This is a genomic window from Pigmentiphaga sp. YJ18 (genome assembly GCF_038066655.1).
Taxonomy (GTDB): Bacteria; Pseudomonadota; Gammaproteobacteria; order Burkholderiales; family Burkholderiaceae_B; genus Pigmentiphaga.
In genome coordinates this window covers 2,499,381-2,515,691 of sequence record NZ_JBBUKU010000001.1, presented here as the reverse complement: position 1 = coordinate 2,515,691, position 16,311 = coordinate 2,499,381, and the positions used below count along the sequence as shown (strand labels likewise).

The 16,311-nt window shown below is 69.8% G+C and carries 12 protein-coding genes; 10 read left to right on the top strand and 2 right to left on the bottom strand.

Going from position 1 to position 16,311, the window contains the following annotated elements:
- Window positions 1-27 precede the first annotated feature (27 nt).
- Both WKR98_RS12095 and WKR98_RS12090 read right to left on the bottom strand, forming a co-directional pair.
- Window positions 28-420: a DUF4168 domain-containing protein gene (locus tag WKR98_RS12095; protein ID WP_124688323.1), complete on the bottom strand. Its 393-nt coding sequence runs from the start codon at window positions 418-420 to the stop codon at window positions 28-30.
- A gap of 235 nt (window positions 421-655) precedes the next feature.
- Window positions 656-2,071, bottom strand: a complete 1,416-nt coding sequence (locus WKR98_RS12090) for an MDR family MFS transporter (protein ID WP_124692248.1) — start codon at window positions 2,069-2,071, stop codon at window positions 656-658.
- 287 nt (window positions 2,072-2,358) lie between these two features.
- Between WKR98_RS12090 and WKR98_RS12085 the strand changes: the two genes are divergently transcribed.
- The 10 genes from WKR98_RS12085 to WKR98_RS12040 all read left to right on the top strand — a co-directional run bounded on the left by WKR98_RS12085 (window position 2,359) and on the right by WKR98_RS12040 (window position 16,296).
- Complete coding sequence (locus WKR98_RS12085; protein WP_124688322.1) at window positions 2,359-2,817, top strand: DUF2501 domain-containing protein; 459 nt, start codon at window positions 2,359-2,361, stop codon at window positions 2,815-2,817.
- 104 nt (window positions 2,818-2,921) lie between these two features.
- A complete protein-coding gene (locus WKR98_RS12080; RefSeq protein WP_341433266.1) occupies window positions 2,922-5,039 on the top strand; it encodes a hypothetical protein in 2,118 nt (705 codons plus the stop codon).
- A 120-nt stretch (window positions 5,040-5,159) separates the two neighbouring features.
- Window positions 5,160-6,287, top strand: a complete 1,128-nt coding sequence (locus WKR98_RS12075) for an ABC transporter substrate-binding protein (protein ID WP_161567724.1) — start codon at window positions 5,160-5,162, stop codon at window positions 6,285-6,287.
- A 76-nt stretch (window positions 6,288-6,363) separates the two neighbouring features.
- Complete coding sequence (locus tag WKR98_RS12070) at window positions 6,364-8,244, top strand: ABC transporter permease (protein ID WP_341433264.1); 1,881 nt, start codon at window positions 6,364-6,366, stop codon at window positions 8,242-8,244.
- Between the two features lie 130 nt (window positions 8,245-8,374).
- Complete coding sequence (locus WKR98_RS12065; protein WP_341433262.1) at window positions 8,375-9,235, top strand: ABC transporter ATP-binding protein; 861 nt, start codon at window positions 8,375-8,377, stop codon at window positions 9,233-9,235.
- Window positions 9,228-10,010, top strand: coding sequence for an ABC transporter ATP-binding protein (locus WKR98_RS12060; protein WP_370282826.1), 783 nt, complete (start codon window positions 9,228-9,230; stop codon window positions 10,008-10,010). The genes WKR98_RS12065 and WKR98_RS12060 overlap by 8 nt, the downstream gene beginning before the upstream one ends.
- Window positions 10,011-10,012: 2 nt before the next feature.
- A complete protein-coding gene (locus WKR98_RS12055) occupies window positions 10,013-11,728 on the top strand; it encodes an FAD-binding protein (RefSeq protein ID WP_341433259.1) in 1,716 nt (571 codons plus the stop codon).
- On the top strand, window positions 11,725-12,096 hold the full coding sequence (locus WKR98_RS12050; protein ID WP_124688316.1) for a 2Fe-2S iron-sulfur cluster-binding protein: 372 nt from the start codon (window positions 11,725-11,727) through the stop codon (window positions 12,094-12,096). The genes WKR98_RS12055 and WKR98_RS12050 overlap by 4 nt, the downstream gene beginning before the upstream one ends.
- A complete protein-coding gene (locus WKR98_RS12045) occupies window positions 12,086-12,634 on the top strand; it encodes a winged helix DNA-binding protein (RefSeq protein ID WP_124688315.1) in 549 nt (182 codons plus the stop codon). Before WKR98_RS12050 ends, WKR98_RS12045 begins: the two co-directional genes overlap by 11 nt.
- On the top strand, window positions 12,631-16,296 hold the full coding sequence (locus WKR98_RS12040) for a hydantoinase B/oxoprolinase family protein (RefSeq protein ID WP_341433256.1): 3,666 nt from the start codon (window positions 12,631-12,633) through the stop codon (window positions 16,294-16,296). The genes WKR98_RS12045 and WKR98_RS12040 overlap by 4 nt, the downstream gene beginning before the upstream one ends.
- Window positions 16,297-16,311: the final 15 nt, after the last annotated feature.

Sequence of the window (16,311 nt, the reverse complement as noted above, 5' to 3'; positions counted from 1 at the left end):
CATCGCGGGCGCATGCCCGCGATGCCCTTACTTGGCCATGTCGCGCGCGCGCTGGGCCAGGCTGGGATTCTGCTCGACGGCCTGACCGATGCCGTTGAACTCGTCCACCGTCAAGCCTTCGCGATGCACGGCGTCGACCATCTTGTCGTCGGCCTCCTTGTGCACCTGCTGCTGCGACGCGGCGTCCGTCGCGGAGTTCAGCCGAGGCGTGTACTCCTGCGAAATCATGGCCACCTTCTGGGCCGCGCTCACGAACTTGCGCAGTTGATCGTCCGACACGTTGGCCGCGGGCTGGGGCTGCGCGGGCATCGCGCCTTGCGAGGGATCGGGCGCGGGGGCCTGCTGCGGGGCCTGCGCCATCGCGGCCGACGCCATCGCGATCAGGCAGGCGCCCACGGCGGGGACATAGCTTCGTTTCATGGCAATCTCCAAATGGGGTTCCTGTGCCACCATCCTGCCAAAACCAGGCGGCGCGCCGGGTTGCCGTATGTATGCGAGAAGGCGCCATCGGCCTCACAGGCCGTAACATCCACGCGCCGCGCGGACGGCATCCCGAACATGGACGAGCCCGGATGCGCCCCCGCACCGGGGCCGAGGGCCGAAGGCCGCCGGCGTTCCCGGCGCCGTTGCCGGTTGCCGGCGCCGATGCCGACGCTTACATCTTGGCGGCGGAACGGCTGACGCGGCCCACGGAAGTCGGAGGAATCCAGACCGTGGCCGCCATCACCAGCAGCGAGATGACCAACACCGCCCAGAACGTCATGTGCAAGGAGTCCTGCATGGCGGCCTGGATGACGGGGTTCGCGCCGGCGGACTCCAGCGCGTGCTTGAGCTGTTCGGAGGAGATGGGCGCGTCGCTGGTGGCCCGCGCCAGCCCGAAGTTGAATACCGCGCCCAGCGCGGTGGCGCCCAGGGTGCTGCCCAGGTTGCGCGCGAAGATGTTGGAAGCCGTCGCGCTGCCGCGATCGGACACATCCACGATCTCCTGGATCAGCACCAGCGAGCAGACGCCCATGAAGCCCATGCCCAGGCCCACGATCAGCGAGCCCGCGCCCGCCAGCACCGGCGAATTGTCCGGCCTCAGCAGCAGGAACGCACAGGCCCCGATGGGCACGAGTATGCTGCCCAGGAGCAGCATGGGCCGCAGGCCGTAGCGCGGGAACACCTTGGCCGCCACGGTGGACCCCAGCGGCCAGCCCACCATGATCATGGTCAGCGCCAGCCCCGCCACCACGGGCGTGCGGTGCTGCACGCTCTGCACGTACATGGGCAGGAAGGTCGTCAGCCCCATGATGACCATGCTGCCCAGCAGCATCGCGACGTTCGCCGCGGCCACCGGGCGCCGGCTCCACAAGGCGAAGGACACGACGGGATGCTCGGCGCGCCGCTCCTGCAGCACGAACAGCACCAGGCAGACGACGAAGGCGCCCGCAGCCATCCACGCGCGCGAGGCCAGGCCGTCGCCGGCGTCGGTCAGGGCGATCATCAGCGCCGCCACGGTGGCCGTGAACAGTGCGGCCCCGGTCACGTCGATGGACATCGGCCGCCGTTCGCGCTCCTCGTGCAGGAAGAACACGAAACCCGCCGTGGCGAGAAGACCCAGCGGCACGTTCATCCAGAAGATCCATGCCCACGAGAACTGGTGGATGATCAGCGCGCCCAGCATGGGCCCCAGCACGCCGGAAATCGCCCACACGCTGGCCAGGTACCCCTGGACCTTGCCACGCTCGCGCACCGGATACAGGTCGGCCACGATGGTCATGCCCACCGGCTGTATCGCGCCCGCCCCTATGCCCTGGATGAGCCGGAAGACGATCATCGAGGGCATGGACCACGCGAAGCCCGCCAGCACCGAACCCAGCAGGAACACGGCAATGCCGGCCAGCATCATCGGCTTGCGGCCGTAGATGTCGGAGAGCTTGCCAAAGACCACGGTCATTGCGGTCTGGGTCAGGAGGAAGGACGCGAACACCCAGCTGTACAGCTTCAGCCCGCCCAGGTCCCCGGCGATCTGCGGCATGGCCGTGGCCACGATGGTGGCCTCGATCGCGATCATGAACATGGAAGCCATCACCGAGGCAATGACGAGGGGACGCGAGGAACGTGATGCGGCGGAAGACACGATGCGGAATCCGTTGCGTAAGGGGTGGCTCGGGCGGGCCGGACGAGTGTAGAGCACGGGGCAGGATCCCGGAAATGCGGCATGTCAGCCGCTTGTCAGGATCGGGATCGGCAACCTGTTGTCAGCATCGGTATCGGCAACTGGTTCGCGTCACCGTCCTGGTATACGCTTGAGCAGCTTCCAGCCACGGGCCCCGGGCCCGCGCCGGACCATCCAAGCCGTCAAGGAGATCAAACATGTCGACCACCGCCCCCCGTCTCGCCGCCCTGGCCCTGGGATTGCTCCTCGGAGCCGCCACCGCCCAGGCCCAGCTCCTGGATTCCGTCAAGGGCGCGCTGGGCGGTGGTGGCGGCCAGCAATCCTCGGGCGGCGGAAGCTCGCTGCTGGGGGGCCTGGGTGGCGCATCCATGCCGTCGCTGGGCTCGGTCGGCACCGGCAACATCACGGGCATCCTGAGTTATTGCGCCAAGAACAACTACCTGGGCGGCGGCGCCGCGTCGGTCAAGGACAAGCTGCTCGGCAAGCTGGGCGGCGAACAGCAGGCCCAGTCCGATCCCGGCTATCGCGAAGGCCTGAGCGGCATCCTGGGCGGCAACAGCGGACAGAAGATGGAACTGGGCGGCGGCGGGCTCAAGCAGCAGATCACCGAGAAAGTCTGCGACCAGGTGCTGGAATACGGACAGTCGCTGCTGTAAGGCCGGCACGAACGGCCAGTTCCATGCCTTGATCCACGGCAAGGCATGAAAAATGCGAAGGGCGCGGGACCCATCCGCATGACTCGCCCCGGAGCCGGCCGTACATGGAACATGCCTGGCAATTCTTCCGCGCGGGCGGCGTCGACCAGGTATCGATCCGCTCGGGCGCCGATGTGTGCCATCTCGACCAGTTGGACCAGAAACTGTGGGTGGCGCTGGCCTGCCCCACGCGCGGCATCGAGTTCGATCCCCGCACCCTGGACCTGATCGATACCGATGCCGATGGCCGCATCCGGCCTCCGGAACTACTGGCCGCCTGCCGCTGGACATGCGAACGGCTACGCGATCCGGACCGGCTGCTGGAAGGCGGCGACACACTGGCGCTGCAAGCCTTGTCCGACGGCGATCCAGGCGCGCAACTGGCCGAGGAAGCCCGCCACATCCTGCAATTGCTGCGCAAGCCGGGCGACGTCATCGGCCTGGCCGATGTCGCCGACCGCAGCCGCCTGCTGGCGGCCATGCGCTTCAACGGCGATGGCATCATCACGGAAGAAACCGCGGAGACGCCCGCGGCTCGCGCGGCCATCCGCCACATCATGGAAACCCACGGCAGCGTGGAGGGCCTGGACGCCAGGCCGGGCATAGACCGGGCGCGTGTCGAGGCCTTCTTCGCCGAGGCCGCGGCGATCCGGCAATGGCGCGACAAGGTGGCGGGCGACCCCTCGGTCGTGCCGCTGGGCGACGATACCCTCGCGGCGGTCCAGGCCGTGAACGCGGTGCAAGCCAAGATCGACGACTATTACGCGCGCTGCCGCCTGGCGGCCTACGATCGCCGCGCGGCCCTGGCCCTGAATCCGTCGCAAGAGGAATACCGCAAGCTGTACGACGAAGCGTTGACGCTGGGTTCCGACCGCATCGCCCAACTGCCGCTGGCGACCATCGCGGCCGACCGTCCGCTGCCGCTGCGCGAAGGCGTCAATCCCGCCTGGGCCCAGGCGCTCGATACCTTCCGCGTCCGCGCCGCCGAGCCCCTGCTGGGCACGACGCTCGACACCCTGGCGGAACCGGCCTGGGTGCAGTTGACCACACGGCTCGAACCGGCGCGCAACTGGCTGGCCGCCAAGCCCGCGACAAGGCTCGACGCCCTGGCCATGGCGGACCTCATGGCCATGCTGGACGAAGGCACCGAGGCCGCGATCAAGTCCCTGCTCGACGCCGACGAGAAGATCGAACCGCGCACCACGCGCATGGGTGATCTGGAAAAGCTGCTGCGCTTCCAGCGCGACCTCGTCCACCTGCTCGACAACTTCGTCTCGTTCAAGGACTTCTACCGCCGCGAGGGAGCGGTCTTCCAGGCCGGCACCCTGTACCTGGACGCGCGCAGCTGCGAACTGACGGTACGCGTCGACGACGCCGCGCGCCATGCCGCGCTGGCGGGCCTGGCCAAGGCCTACCTCGTCTATTGCGATTGCCGCCGGCCAGGGGAGAAGATCACCATCGTGGCGGCGATCACGGCGGGCGACGTGGACTTTCTTTTCGTCGGCCGCAACGGCGTGTTCTACGACCGCCAGGGCCGGGACTGGGACGCCACCATCGTCAAGATCATCGAGAATCCCACCAGCATCGCGCAGGCCTTCTTCTCGCCGTACAAGAAGTTCGTGCGCATGATCGAGGAACAGGTGGCCAAGCGCGCCGCCGCCAGCGACGCGGCGGCGCAGGGCAAGCTGGGCTCGCTGGCGGCCAACCTGGTCACCGCCGACAGGAAGGACGGCGATGCCCGGCCCGCCACGCCGGGCAAGGTCGACGTCGGGACCGTGGCCGCCCTGGGCGTCGCCCTGGGCAGCATCAGCACGGTGCTGGTGGCGGTCTTCACCAAGTTCGTGGACCTGGGCTGGTGGATACCGGTGGCGTTGCTGGGCATCGTCCTGAGTATTTCCGGTCCCAGCGTGCTCATCGCATGGCTCAAGCTGCGCCAGCGCAGTCTGGGCCCGCTGCTGGATGCCAGCGGCTGGGCTATCAATGGCCGCATGAAGATCAACGTCAAGCTGGGCGGCTCGCTGTCGCGCATGGCCCGCATCCCGCCGGACGCGGGGCGCAACCTGCGCGATCCCTTCGCCGAACGGCACGGCAAAGCCTGGGGCGTCGCCATCGCGCTGGCCGTGATCGCCCTGGCCTGGCTGGCCTGGCGCGCGGGCCTGCTGGATGCCGTCCTGGCGATATAAGCTTATTAGTAACAATACGTTGATGTTTTGTTGATGAAAGCATAACGTTTGCGTCGAGCCACAACGCGCCGATCTCGACGTTGCGGTGCCGTTTTCTTTCATCAACGACCGAGAATCAACGTGCCGACGCGACTCCCCTTCCGCCGCCTGCTGGCGGCCACTGCCGTCTCCGGCCTGCTGTCCGCTCCCGCCCTGGCCGCGGAACCGCCGATCACCATCGGCCTGTTCACCCATCTGTCCGGCAACTTCGCCGAATACGGCACGAGCTTCAAGAACGCCGTCGAGCTGTATCTGGACAAGGTCAATGCCGACGGCGGCGTCAACGGCCGCCCGGTCAAGCTGGTGGTCGAGGACGACCGCAATTCGCCGCAGGAAGCGGCCACCGTGGCGCGCAAGATCGTGGCCACGCCCGGCGTGGTGCTGGCCATCGGTTCCTGGTCGACCACGGCGTCGCTGGCGGCGGCGCCCATCTTCACCGAGGCGAAGATCGCCCAGATCAGCCCCACCTCGTCGCACCCGGACTTCAGCAAGCAAAGCCCGTATCAGTTCCGGCAGAACAATACCGACGACGTGCTGGCCCAGTACAACGCCGACACCATCCACAAGCAGCTCAAGGCCAACCGCATCGTCATCCCGTACTCGCAGGACGACTGGGGCCTGTTCACCGTCAAGGCCACCTCGGCCGCGATCGAGAAGGACGGCGGCAAGGTACTGCTGACCGAGGCCGTGATGCCCAGCGCCCGTGACTTCCGGCCGCTGGTCAGCAAGATCAAGTCGCTCAAGCCCGACGGCGTCTTCCTGGCCCTGCCCTATCAGGAAGCCTCGATCTTCATCCAGCAACTGCGCCAGGCCGGCGTCGACATCCCGGTGGGCGGCGGCGTGCCGCTGACATCGCCCAAGTTCATCGAGCTGGCGGGCAAGGCCGCCGAGGGCGTGGTCGTCCACAGCATCTTCTTCGCCGGCGATCCGTCCAAGAAGGCCTTCACCGATGCCTATCGCGCCAAGTACAACCGTACGCCCGACCAGTTCGCCGCGCTGGCCTATGACGCGGCCGGCGTGGGCGTGGCCGCCATCCGCCGTGTCGTGCAATCGGGCAAGCCGCTGACCGGGCAAAGCGTGCGCGACGAACTGGCGGGAGGCCCTCCCTACGAGGGCGTGACCGGCGTGACCAAGTACGAGAACGGCAACGTCCGCAAGGCGCCCACTTTCCTGGTGATCCGCAACGGCGAATTCCAACTGAGCAAGTAATTTCCTTCAGCGCCTGCCGCCGGCCCGCCTCACGGCGCGGCCGGCGCAGCCTTTTCCGGCCACCGCACTCATTCCCATGCTCGAATTATTCGCCAGCCAGATTCTGAACGGCCTGGCCATCGGCCAGGTCTACGCCCTGATCGCGCTCGGCTTCTCGCTGGTGTTCGGCGTTTCCAACCTCATCAATTTCGCGCAGGGCGCGCTGTTCATGCTGGGCGCCTTCATCGCCTTCACCGGCGTGGCCGTGCTGCAACTGCCGCTGCCCGTCGCGGCCACCGGATCGGTGCTCATCGTCGCGCTGCTCGGCATGCTGCTCGAACGGGTGGCGCTGCGCCCCCTGGAGAACGCGCCCTACATCGCCCCCGTGCTGTCCACCCTGGCGATCAGCCTCATCATCGAACAGTTGGCCGAGATCATCTGGTCGCCCGAGAGCCAGTCCTTCCCCGTGTCGTTCGATGAAGCCACCTACTACTTCGGCGACGCCTACATCACCAGCACCGACCTGCTGATCTTCGGCTTCGGCGCGCTGGCCACGCTGGCCCTGACGCTGTTCCTGTCGCGCTCGTGGTGGGGCCGCGCGCTGCGCGCCACCGCGCAGGACCGCGACGCCGCGGCGCAGCTGGGCGTGCGCACCGGCAGCGTGCGGCAACTGGCCTTCGCCCTGGCCGGCGCGCTGGGCGCCTTGAGCGGCGTGCTGGTCGCGCTTTATTTCAAGAGCGTATTCCCGCAGATGGGGCTGCCCTTTGGCCTGAAGGGCTTCGCGGCGGCGCTGCTGGGCGGCCTGACCAGCACGCCCGGCGCGGTGCTGGGCGGCCTGCTGCTGGGCGTGGTGGAAACGCTGGCCAGCGCCTACATCGGCGAAGGATCACGCGACCTGGTGGCCTTCTGCCTGGTGCTGGTCTTCCTGGTGTTCCGGCCGCACGGGCTCCTGGGCGACCGACGCCTGGACGCGCTGGGCGGCGCCAGCGGCGCGGCGGGCGCCATGCCGACCACCAGCGTGCTGGCCTCGTCCTCGAGCCAGCGCGGCGCCGTGCGCGCCTGGGAACTCCCGCCCTGGGGCTTCCTGGCGGCAGCAGCCGTGCTGGCGCTGCTGCCGGCGCTCACGCAGAACGCCTATTTCCTGCAGGCCGTGGTCTACGCCATGATCTTCGCGCTGCTGGTGGCCAGCGTCACGCTGGTCTCGGGCGCGCTGGGCGTGCTGTCCATCGGGCACACGGCCTTCTACGGCGTGGGTGCCTACGCGGTGGGACTGCTGGCCCGCAACTTCGGCTGGCCGGCCGAGGCCGCGCTGATCGGCGCCGCCACGGTCACCGCCTGTGTGGCCGTGGTGGCCGCCCTGCCCCTGCTCAAGCTCAGCGGCCATACGGCCGCGCTGGGTACGCTGGCCGTCGGGCAGATCGGCTACCTGGTGTTCATGAGCTGGCTGGACGTCACGCGCGGCCCCATGGGGTTCATCGGCATCCCCGCGCCCAGGCTGGCGTTGCTGGGTGGACTGCCGCTGTCGAGCCTGGCCGGCAAGTTCTGGCTGGTGGCGGCCGTGGCCGGGATCGCCTTGTTCCTGGCGCAGCGCCTACTGGACTCCGGCGTGGGCCGGGCCTGGCGCGGCATACGCGAGGACAGGCTGGCCGCGCACACCGCCGGCTTGCCGGTGCGCCGCTACCTGCTCGTGGGCTTCGCCTGTTCCGGCCTGCTGGCGGGTCTGGCGGGCGGCCTGTTCGCCTATGTGCAGAGCGTGGTCAGTCCCGAGAGCTTCACCGTCAGCGCCTCCATCCTGCTGCTGACCATCGCGGTGCTGGGCGGCCTGGGCAACCTGACCGGCGCGGCGCTGGCGGGCTTCGCGCTGACCCTGCTGCCCGAACTGCTGCGGCCCTTCGCCGAATGGCGCATGGTGGCCTACGGGGTCGCGCTGCTGATCATGCTGCGCCTGCGCCCGCATGGCCTCCTGGGAGCAAGATGAAACCCACCCCCTACGCGCTACGCGCGCCCCCTCAAGGGGGCGGCACTGGCGGACCGGCAAAGCCGGATCCGCTGTGCCCTCGATCGGAACACACGTCGCAACGGACTCCCCTTTGCCATGAACGACTGATATGACGACTCGCGATGAACAACGAGGACTGCGGGTGGAACGCCTGAGCCGCCATTTCCGCGGCGTCAAGGCGGTGGACGACGTCAGCTTCACCGTCGGTCCGGGACAGACCGTGGCGCTGGTGGGCCCCAACGGCGCGGGCAAGTCGACCCTGATCCAGTTGCTGAGCGGGGTCGAGAAGCCGTCGTCGGGACATGTCTTCCTGGACGGCCGCCGCATAGACGGACTGGCCCCCGAGCGCATCGCCCGGCTGGGCCTGGGCCGCAGCTTCCAGACCTCGCGCGTGTTCCCCGCCCTGAGCGTGTGGGACAGCGTGATGCTGGGCACCCAGGCCGGGCTGCTGGGCCGTACGGGATCCGCGCGGCTGGTCGATCCGTTGACCGAGATCGCCGGCGAACTGCTCGGCCTGCCCGCCTGGCGCCGCCGCCGCGCCCAGGCGCAGGAGCGCGCCCGCGCGGCCCTGCAACGCTTCGGCGAACGGCTCTGGCCACGGCGCGACCAGCCGGCCTACAGTCTTTCGTACGCGAACCGCCGGCGCCTGGAACTGGCCCGCGTGCTGGCGGCCCGGCCGCGCTTCGTGCTGTTCGACGAACCGGCGGCCGGCATGAACCCCAGCGAGACCGCCGAACTCACCGACCTGCTGCTCGCGCTGCGCGCGGAACAGCCCCAGCTCGGCATCCTGGTCGTCGAGCACAAGCTGTCGCTGGTGCGCCGCATCGCCGATCACGCCATCGTCCTCAACCAGGGGCGGATACTGGCCACCGGCACGCCAGCCGAGGCCCTGGACCATCCCGAAGTCGTCGAAGCCTACCTCGGCCGCGCGCGCAGGCGGCCGGTCAACTCGGATGCCCATCTTGGCTGAGCTACCCACTTCCCCCCCGTTGCTGCAGCTGGACGCCGTCGACGTGCACTACGGCGCCGTCCAGGCCCTGTTCGGCGTCAGCCTTCACGTCCAGCCCGGCGAGGTCGTCTCCGTGCTGGGCGGCAACGCCTCGGGCAAGTCCACGACCCTCAAGTCGGTGCTGGGCCTGGCCCGCCCGTCCAGCGGCCGCGTCCTGCTGGACGGACGCGAGATCCAGGGCCTGGCGCCCGCCGAAGTCATCGATCTCGGCGTGGCCAGCGTGCCCGAGGGGCGCCGCGTCTTTCCGGACATGACGGTGCGCGAGAACCTGCTGCTGGGCGCCTACCCGCGGCGCCACGACAAGGCCGCCGTGGCCGCCGACCTGGACGAGGTGTTCCAGGCCTTCCCGCGCCTGGCCGAGCGGCGCGGCCAACTGGCCGGCACCCTGTCGGGCGGGGAACAGCAGATGCTGGCCCTGGGCCGCGCGTGGCTGCGGCGCGGGCGGCTGGTCTGCATCGACGAACCGTCGATGGGCCTGTCGCCGAAATTCGTCGATGCCGTCTACGAGGTGTTGTTCCGCTGGAAGGCGTCCGGCCAGACCATCCTGTTGGTCGAACAGAATGCCCGCATCGCGCTGGAGCTGGCCGACCGGGCCTATGTGCTGCAGCACGGCCACGTGGTGCTGCAAGGCAATGCCGCCGATCTCGCGGCCGACCCCGCCGTGCAGCAGGCCTACCTGGGCGCCGAGGCCCCGGCCCGGGAATTGGAGGGGGCGCTGGCCCCCAACGGAGAATGAACATGTCCCACCCCACCCCCCACACGCTGGAAACCGACGTGCTGGTGATAGGCGCCGGCGGCGCCGGCATGAGCGCGGCGATCGCCGCCTCGCAGGCAGGCAAGCGCGCGCTGCTGGCCGACCGCAGCCTGATCGGACGCGGCGGCGCCACCATCATGGCCCAGATGACCGTGGCCGCCGCGCTGGGCGAGCAAGGGCCGGACCACTGGCAGCATCATCTGCGCGACACGCTGGCGGCCGGCCGCGGCCTGTGCAGCGAACCGCTGGCCCGGCTGCTGTGCGAGGAAGGCGTGGACGCGATCCGCCTGCTGGACCGCTGGGGCGTGGGCTGGGCCCGCGACGGCGAGCGGATGGCGCAGACCCGCGCCCCCGGCCATGATCGCCCCCGCTGCGTCTACGTCGACTACCTGAACACCGGTCCCGCCGTGGCCAAGACCCTGCGCGCGCAGGCCGCGCGCGAGGCCGGCGTGCGGCGCGTGGGCGACCTGCTGGTGGTGGAGCTGCTGCGCAAGGACGGCCGCGTCGTCGGCGCAGTGGCGCTGCACCTGGGCACCGGCGACCCGGTCCTGATACGGGCCGGGGCCACCATCATCGCCACCGGCGGCCTGACGCGCCTCTACCGCCGCAACAGCGCCTCGCTCAACATGGGCGGAGACGGCTTCGCGCTGGCCCTGCGCGCGGGCGCCCGGCTGATCGACATGGAGTTCGTGCAGTTCTTCCCCATCGGCCACCTGGCGCCGCGCCTGGTCGGCTTCGACCCCATCATGTGGGATCCCTTCCGCTACAAGCTGGGCGGCAAGCTGCTGAACAATCAGGGCGAGGAATTCGTCGAACGCTACGGCAACGCCGCCGAGGGCCAGGGCTATACCACTACCCGCGACGCCGCGACCTACGCCATCCTGAAGGAAGTCGAGGCCGGCCGCGGCACGCCGGCCGGCGGCGCGTGGCTGAGCTTCCGCCACGTGCCCGAAGACACGCTGCGCGCGGCCTTCGGCCCCATCATCAACAAGCTGGCCAAGGCGGGTATAGACCTGACGAAACAGATGATAGAAGTGGCGCCCATCGCCCACTATCACATGGGCGGCATCCGGGTGGACACCGACCTTGCCACCGACGTCCCCGGCCTGTATGCCGCGGGCGAGGCCGTGGGCGGCGCCAACGGCGCGAACCGGCTGTCGGGCAACGCCATCACCGAGGCGATCGCCTTCGGCCTGCGGGCCGGCCGCGTCGCCGCCGCCGACTGCCCGGAGCCGCCGTCGCTGGAGGAACTCGAGGCCCTGGCCCGCCCTTGGCTGCAACGCCTCGCGCCGCGCCACGGCGAGCCGGACGGGCTCAATGCCGCGTCGCTGATCGAGGAATTGCAGGCGCTGATGCAGACCCACGTCGGCCCCTTCCGGACCGAGGCTGGCCTGCGGCAGGCGCTGGGCGAACTCGATGCCTTGCGGACGCGGGCCGGCAGCGATCTGCCGGGCGGCGGACCGCAGGACCCGGTGCGGCTGGATACGCTGGACCTGCGCAACATGCTGCTGGTGGCGCAGGCCGTGACCCGCTGCGCGCTGGCGCGGCGCGAGAGCCGCGGCGCCCACCAGCGCGAAGACCACCCCGGGCAGGAAGACGCCTGGACGCTGAACCAGACCATCGCCTGGCGCGACGGCCAATGGACGCTGGCCACCCAGCCCGTCCAGCGCCTCGAAGCCCGGCAGGAGGACATCGCATGACATCGCCCAACGACTCCATCCGCCTGAAGATCCGGCGTGCCGGCGCCGATACCGAGGCCCGCGTCGTCGAGTACGACGTGCCGCCCCAGGCGGCCGCGTCGCTGCTGGACGCGCTGCGCTGGGTGCGCGCGCACCAGGACGATACGCTAGCCTTCCGCTATGCCTGCATCAACGCCAATGCCTGCAAGGAATGCATGATGCGCCTGGACGGCAAGGTCGTGTATGCCTGTCTGGCCAAGCTGGAGCCGGGCAGCTCACACACGGTCGAACCCCTGCCCAACAAGCCGCTGGTGCGCGACCTCGTGACCGAGATCGCTCCCCCCAAGGAACGCCTGTTCGCCGGCGAGAGCGACGACGATGACGAATGACCGCCGGCGCCCGGGCGCGCCCGACGAGGCCGGCGAACGCCTGCGCATCCTGTCCTCGGCGCACCTGGCCACCGGCCCGCATGCGGAGCTGTCCGAACTCGAGTTCGGACTGATCATCGCCCACAACGCGTTCAGCCGCTGGATCGTGCGCTGCATGGCGGCGGCCGGCACGGCCGACCTCGCGGTCACGGACGTGCTCGTGCTGCACCACGTCCATCATCGGGAACGAGGCAAGAAGCTGGCCGACATCTGCTTCACCCTGAACTACGAAGACACGCACGTCATCAACTACTCGCTGAAGAAACTGGCAGGCATGGGCCTGGTGCGCGGCGAAAAGAGCGGCAAGGAAGTGCTCTACGCCACCACGGACGAAGGCGCGGCACTGATCGACCGCTTCCGCGCCGTCCGGGGCCGCTGCCTGCTTGCCAGCGTCGAAGGCGAACTGGCCGACGGCGCTTCCCTGTCCGACGTGGCCCGGCGCCTGCGCATGCTGTCGGGCCTTTATGACCAGGCCGCTCGCGCGGCCTCATCGCTATGAATACTGCCTCCCCCTCTCCCGCCGACGACGCCCGCTGGGAATTCTGGATAGACCGCGGCGGCACCTTCACCGACGTGATCGGGCGCCGGCCCGACGGCTCGCTGACGACCGCCAAGCTGCTTTCCGAGAATCCCGGCCGCTACGACGATGCCGCCGTCGAAGGCATACGGCGCCTGCTGGAGCTGGCTCCGGGCGAACCGGTACCCGCGGACCGCATCGAGGTCGTACGCATGGGCACCACGGTCGCCACCAACGCCCTGCTCGAACGCAAGGGCGAGCGCGTGCTGCTGGCCGTTACCCGCGGGTTTCGCGACGCCTTGCGCATTGCCTACCAGAACCGGCCGCGCCTGTTCGACCGCGAGATCATCCTGCCCGAACAGCTCTCCAGCCACGTGGCCGAGATCGACGAACGCCTGGCTGCTGACGGCGCCGTCGTGGCCGGACTGGACGAGGCGCAGGCCCGGGCGGCCCTGGCCGAAGGCCGGTCGCAAGGCTACCAGTCCATCGCCATCGCGCTCATGCACGGCTACCGCAACCCGGCGCACGAACTACGGGTGGCGGCGATCGCGCGCGAACTCGGCTATGTGCAAGTTTCCGTCTCGCACGCTGTTTCGCCGCTGATCCGCTTTGTCGCGCGCGGCGATACCACCGTGGTCGACGCCTATCTGTCGCCCGTGCTGCGCCGTTACGTGGACCGCGTCTCGTCCGCCCTGCCCGGCGTGCGCCTGCAGTTCATGCAATCGAGCGGCGGGCTGACCGACGCTCGCGCCTTCCAGGGCAAGGACTCCGTGTTGTCCGGCCCGGCCGGCGGCATCGTCGGCATGGCCGGCGTCTCGGCCGCCGCCGGCTTCGACCGCATCATCGGCTTCGACATGGGCGGCACCTCGACCGACGTATCGCACTATGCCGGCGAATACGAACGCACCTTCGATACGCTGGTGGCGGGCGTGCGGCTGCGCGCGCCCATGATGAGCATCCACACGGTGGCCGCCGGCGGCGGATCCATCCTGCGCTTCGACGGCACGCGGCTGCGCGTGGGCCCCGAATCGGCCGGCGCCGACCCCGGCCCCGCCTGCTATCGGCGCGGCGGACCGCTAACCGTCACCGACGCCAATGTGATGCTGGGCCGCATCCAGCCCGACCACTTTCCCGCCGTGTTCGGCCCCGACGGCAACCAGCCCCTGGACGCCGAGGTGGTCCGCGCGCGCTTCGCCGAACTGGCCCGCGAAGTCGAGCTCGGCACCGGCCGCGCCACCACGCCCGAGGCGCTGGCGCACGGTTTCCTGGAGATCGCGGTCACCAACATGGCCAACGCGATCAAGCTGATTTCCGTGCAGCGCGGCTACGACATCACCCGCTACACCCTGACCACCTTCGGCGGCGCCGGCGGCCAGCATGCCTGCGCCGTCGCGGACGCGCTGGCCATGCCGCGCGTGCTGATCCATCCGCTGGCCGGCGTGCTGTCCGCCTACGGCATGGGCCTGGCCGTCGCCACCGCCGTGCGGGAACGCTCGGTGGAACGCCGCTTCGACGACGCCGGCCGCGCCGAGGCGCGCCGGGTGCTGGACGAACTGGGCGCCGCGGCCAAGGGCGAACTCCAGGCCCAGGGCTGCGAAGCGGCCGACCTGCGCATCGCCGAACGGGCCTATCTGCGCTACGAGGGCACCGACACCGCGCTGCCGGTCCCGCTGGGCGAGACCCCGGCCATGCTGGCCGAATTCGAGCGCGCCTATCGCCAGCGCTTCGCCTTCCTGATGCCCGGCCGCGCGCTGGTGATCGACTCGGTGATGGCCGAGGCCACCGCCGGGGAAGGGCCCCAGAGCGCGCACGCCGCCTGGTTCGATCGTCCCGCGCGCGAAGCCGGCACGCGATTGCGCGCCCGCGACAGCGCCGCCATGCACGCCGGTTCCTGGCAGGACAGCCCGCTTTACGCGTCCGCCGATCTGCGGGCCGGCGACGTCATCGCGGGCCCCGCCATCATTACCGACGCCAACGCGACCACCGTGGTCGATCCCGGCTGGCGGGCCACCGCGAGCGCGAACGGCGACATCGTGCTCGAACGCGCCGTGCCCCGGCCCGAGCGCCGCGCCGTCGGCACGCAAGCGGACCCGGTGATGCTGGAGATCTTCAACAACCTGTTCATGTCCATCGCCGAGCAGATGGGCTGGCGCCTGCAGAACACCGCGCACTCGGTCAACATCAAGGAGCGCCTGGATTTCTCGTGCGCGATCTTCGACGCGCAGGGCGACCTCGTCGCCAACGCCCCTCACATCCCGGTGCACCTGGGATCCATGGGCGCCAGCGTACGGGCCGTCATCGACAGCACCCAGGGCACGCTGCGGCCCGGCGACGCTTACGTGCTCAACGATCCCTACGCCGGCGGCACGCACCTGCCGGACGTCACGGTCATCACGCCCATCTTCGACGAGGCCGGCACCCGCGTGCTGTTCTACGTGGGCTCGCGCGGCCACCACGCCGACATCGGCGGCCTGACGCCCGGATCCATGCCGCCCGACTCGCGCACCATCGACGACGAGGGCGTGCTGATCACGAGCTTCCTGCTGGTGCGCGGCGGCCACCTGCGCGAGGCCGAGATGCGGCAGCTGCTGGCCGGCGCTCGGCATCCGGCGCGCAACATCGACCAGAACATCGCCGACCTGCGCGCCCAGGTGGCCGCCAACGAAAAGGGCCGCGAAGAACTCATGGCCATGGTGCGGTACTTCGGCCTGGCCGTCGTGCAGGCGTACATGGGCCACGTGCAGGACAACGCCGAGGAATCCGTGCGCCGCGCCATCAGCCGCCTGCGCGACGGAAGCTTCGCGGTATCGCTGGACAACGGCGCGCAGGTGCGGGTGGCGGTCACCGTGGATCACGCCACTCGCAGCGCCACGCTGGATTTCACCGGCACGTCAAAGCAACTGCCCAACAACTTCAACGCCCCGCGCGCCGTCACCTCCGCCGCCGTACTGTACGTGTTCCGCACGCTGCTGGACGAGGACATCCCCATGAACGCGGGCGGCCTGAAGCCGCTCACCATCGTGGTTCCCGAAGGCTCGATGCTGAACCCGCGCTATCCGGCGGCCGTCGTGGCCGGCAACGTCGAGACCTCCACCTGCGTCACCAACGCGCTGTATGGCGCGCTGGGCATCATGGCCAGCAGCCAGCCGACCATGAATAACCTGACCTTCGGCAATGCCCGCCACCAGTACTACGAGACCATTTCCGGTGGCTCGGGCGCGGGCGGCCGCTTCGACGAAGCCGGCAACCTGGCCGGCGGCTTCGACGGCACGTCGGTGGTGCAGACCCACATGACCAATTCCCGGCTGACGGACCCCGAAGTGCTGGAGTTGCGTTTCCCGGTGCGGCTGGAACGCTACGAGATCCGCCACGGCTCCGGCGGCGACGGCCGGTGGCGCGGCGGCGACGGCGGCGTGCGCACGCTGCGCTTCATGGAGCCCATGACGGTGTCGTTGCTGGCCAACGGCTGGCACCATCCTGCCTTCGGGCTGCGCGGCGGCCAGCCTGGCGCGCCGGGACTGGCGCGGGTGCTGCGTGCCGACGGGCGGGTCGAACCGCTGGACCACGCGGATCGCGCGGAATTGCGGGCGGGCGACCGGGTCGAGATCGAGACGCCGGGAGGCGGGGGCTACGGGGAAGCCTGACCGCGGCCCGTGGCC

Bases quoted from the DNA above. Each gene is read 5' to 3' on its own strand.
- WKR98_RS12055 (WP_341433259.1), top strand. From the start codon at position 10,013: ATGTCCCACCCCACCCCCCACACGCTGGAAACCGACGTGCTGGTGATA.
- WKR98_RS12085 (WP_124688322.1), top strand. From the start codon at position 2,359: ATGTCGACCACCGCCCCCCGTCTCGCCGCCCTGGCCCTGGGATTGCTC.
- WKR98_RS12040 (WP_341433256.1), top strand. From the start codon at position 12,631: ATGAATACTGCCTCCCCCTCTCCCGCCGACGACGCCCGCTGGGAATTC.
- WKR98_RS12045 (WP_124688315.1), top strand. From the start codon at position 12,086: ATGACGAATGACCGCCGGCGCCCGGGCGCGCCCGACGAGGCCGGCGAA.
- WKR98_RS12065 (WP_341433262.1), top strand. From the start codon at position 8,375: ATGACGACTCGCGATGAACAACGAGGACTGCGGGTGGAACGCCTGAGC.
- WKR98_RS12050 (WP_124688316.1), top strand. From the start codon at position 11,725: ATGACATCGCCCAACGACTCCATCCGCCTGAAGATCCGGCGTGCCGGC.
- WKR98_RS12095 (WP_124688323.1), bottom strand. From the start codon at position 420: ATGAAACGAAGCTATGTCCCCGCCGTGGGCGCCTGCCTGATCGCGATG.
- WKR98_RS12070 (WP_341433264.1), top strand. From the start codon at position 6,364: ATGCTCGAATTATTCGCCAGCCAGATTCTGAACGGCCTGGCCATCGGC.
- WKR98_RS12090 (WP_124692248.1), bottom strand. From the start codon at position 2,071: ATGGCTTCCATGTTCATGATCGCGATCGAGGCCACCATCGTGGCCACG.
- WKR98_RS12080 (WP_341433266.1), top strand. From the start codon at position 2,922: ATGGAACATGCCTGGCAATTCTTCCGCGCGGGCGGCGTCGACCAGGTA.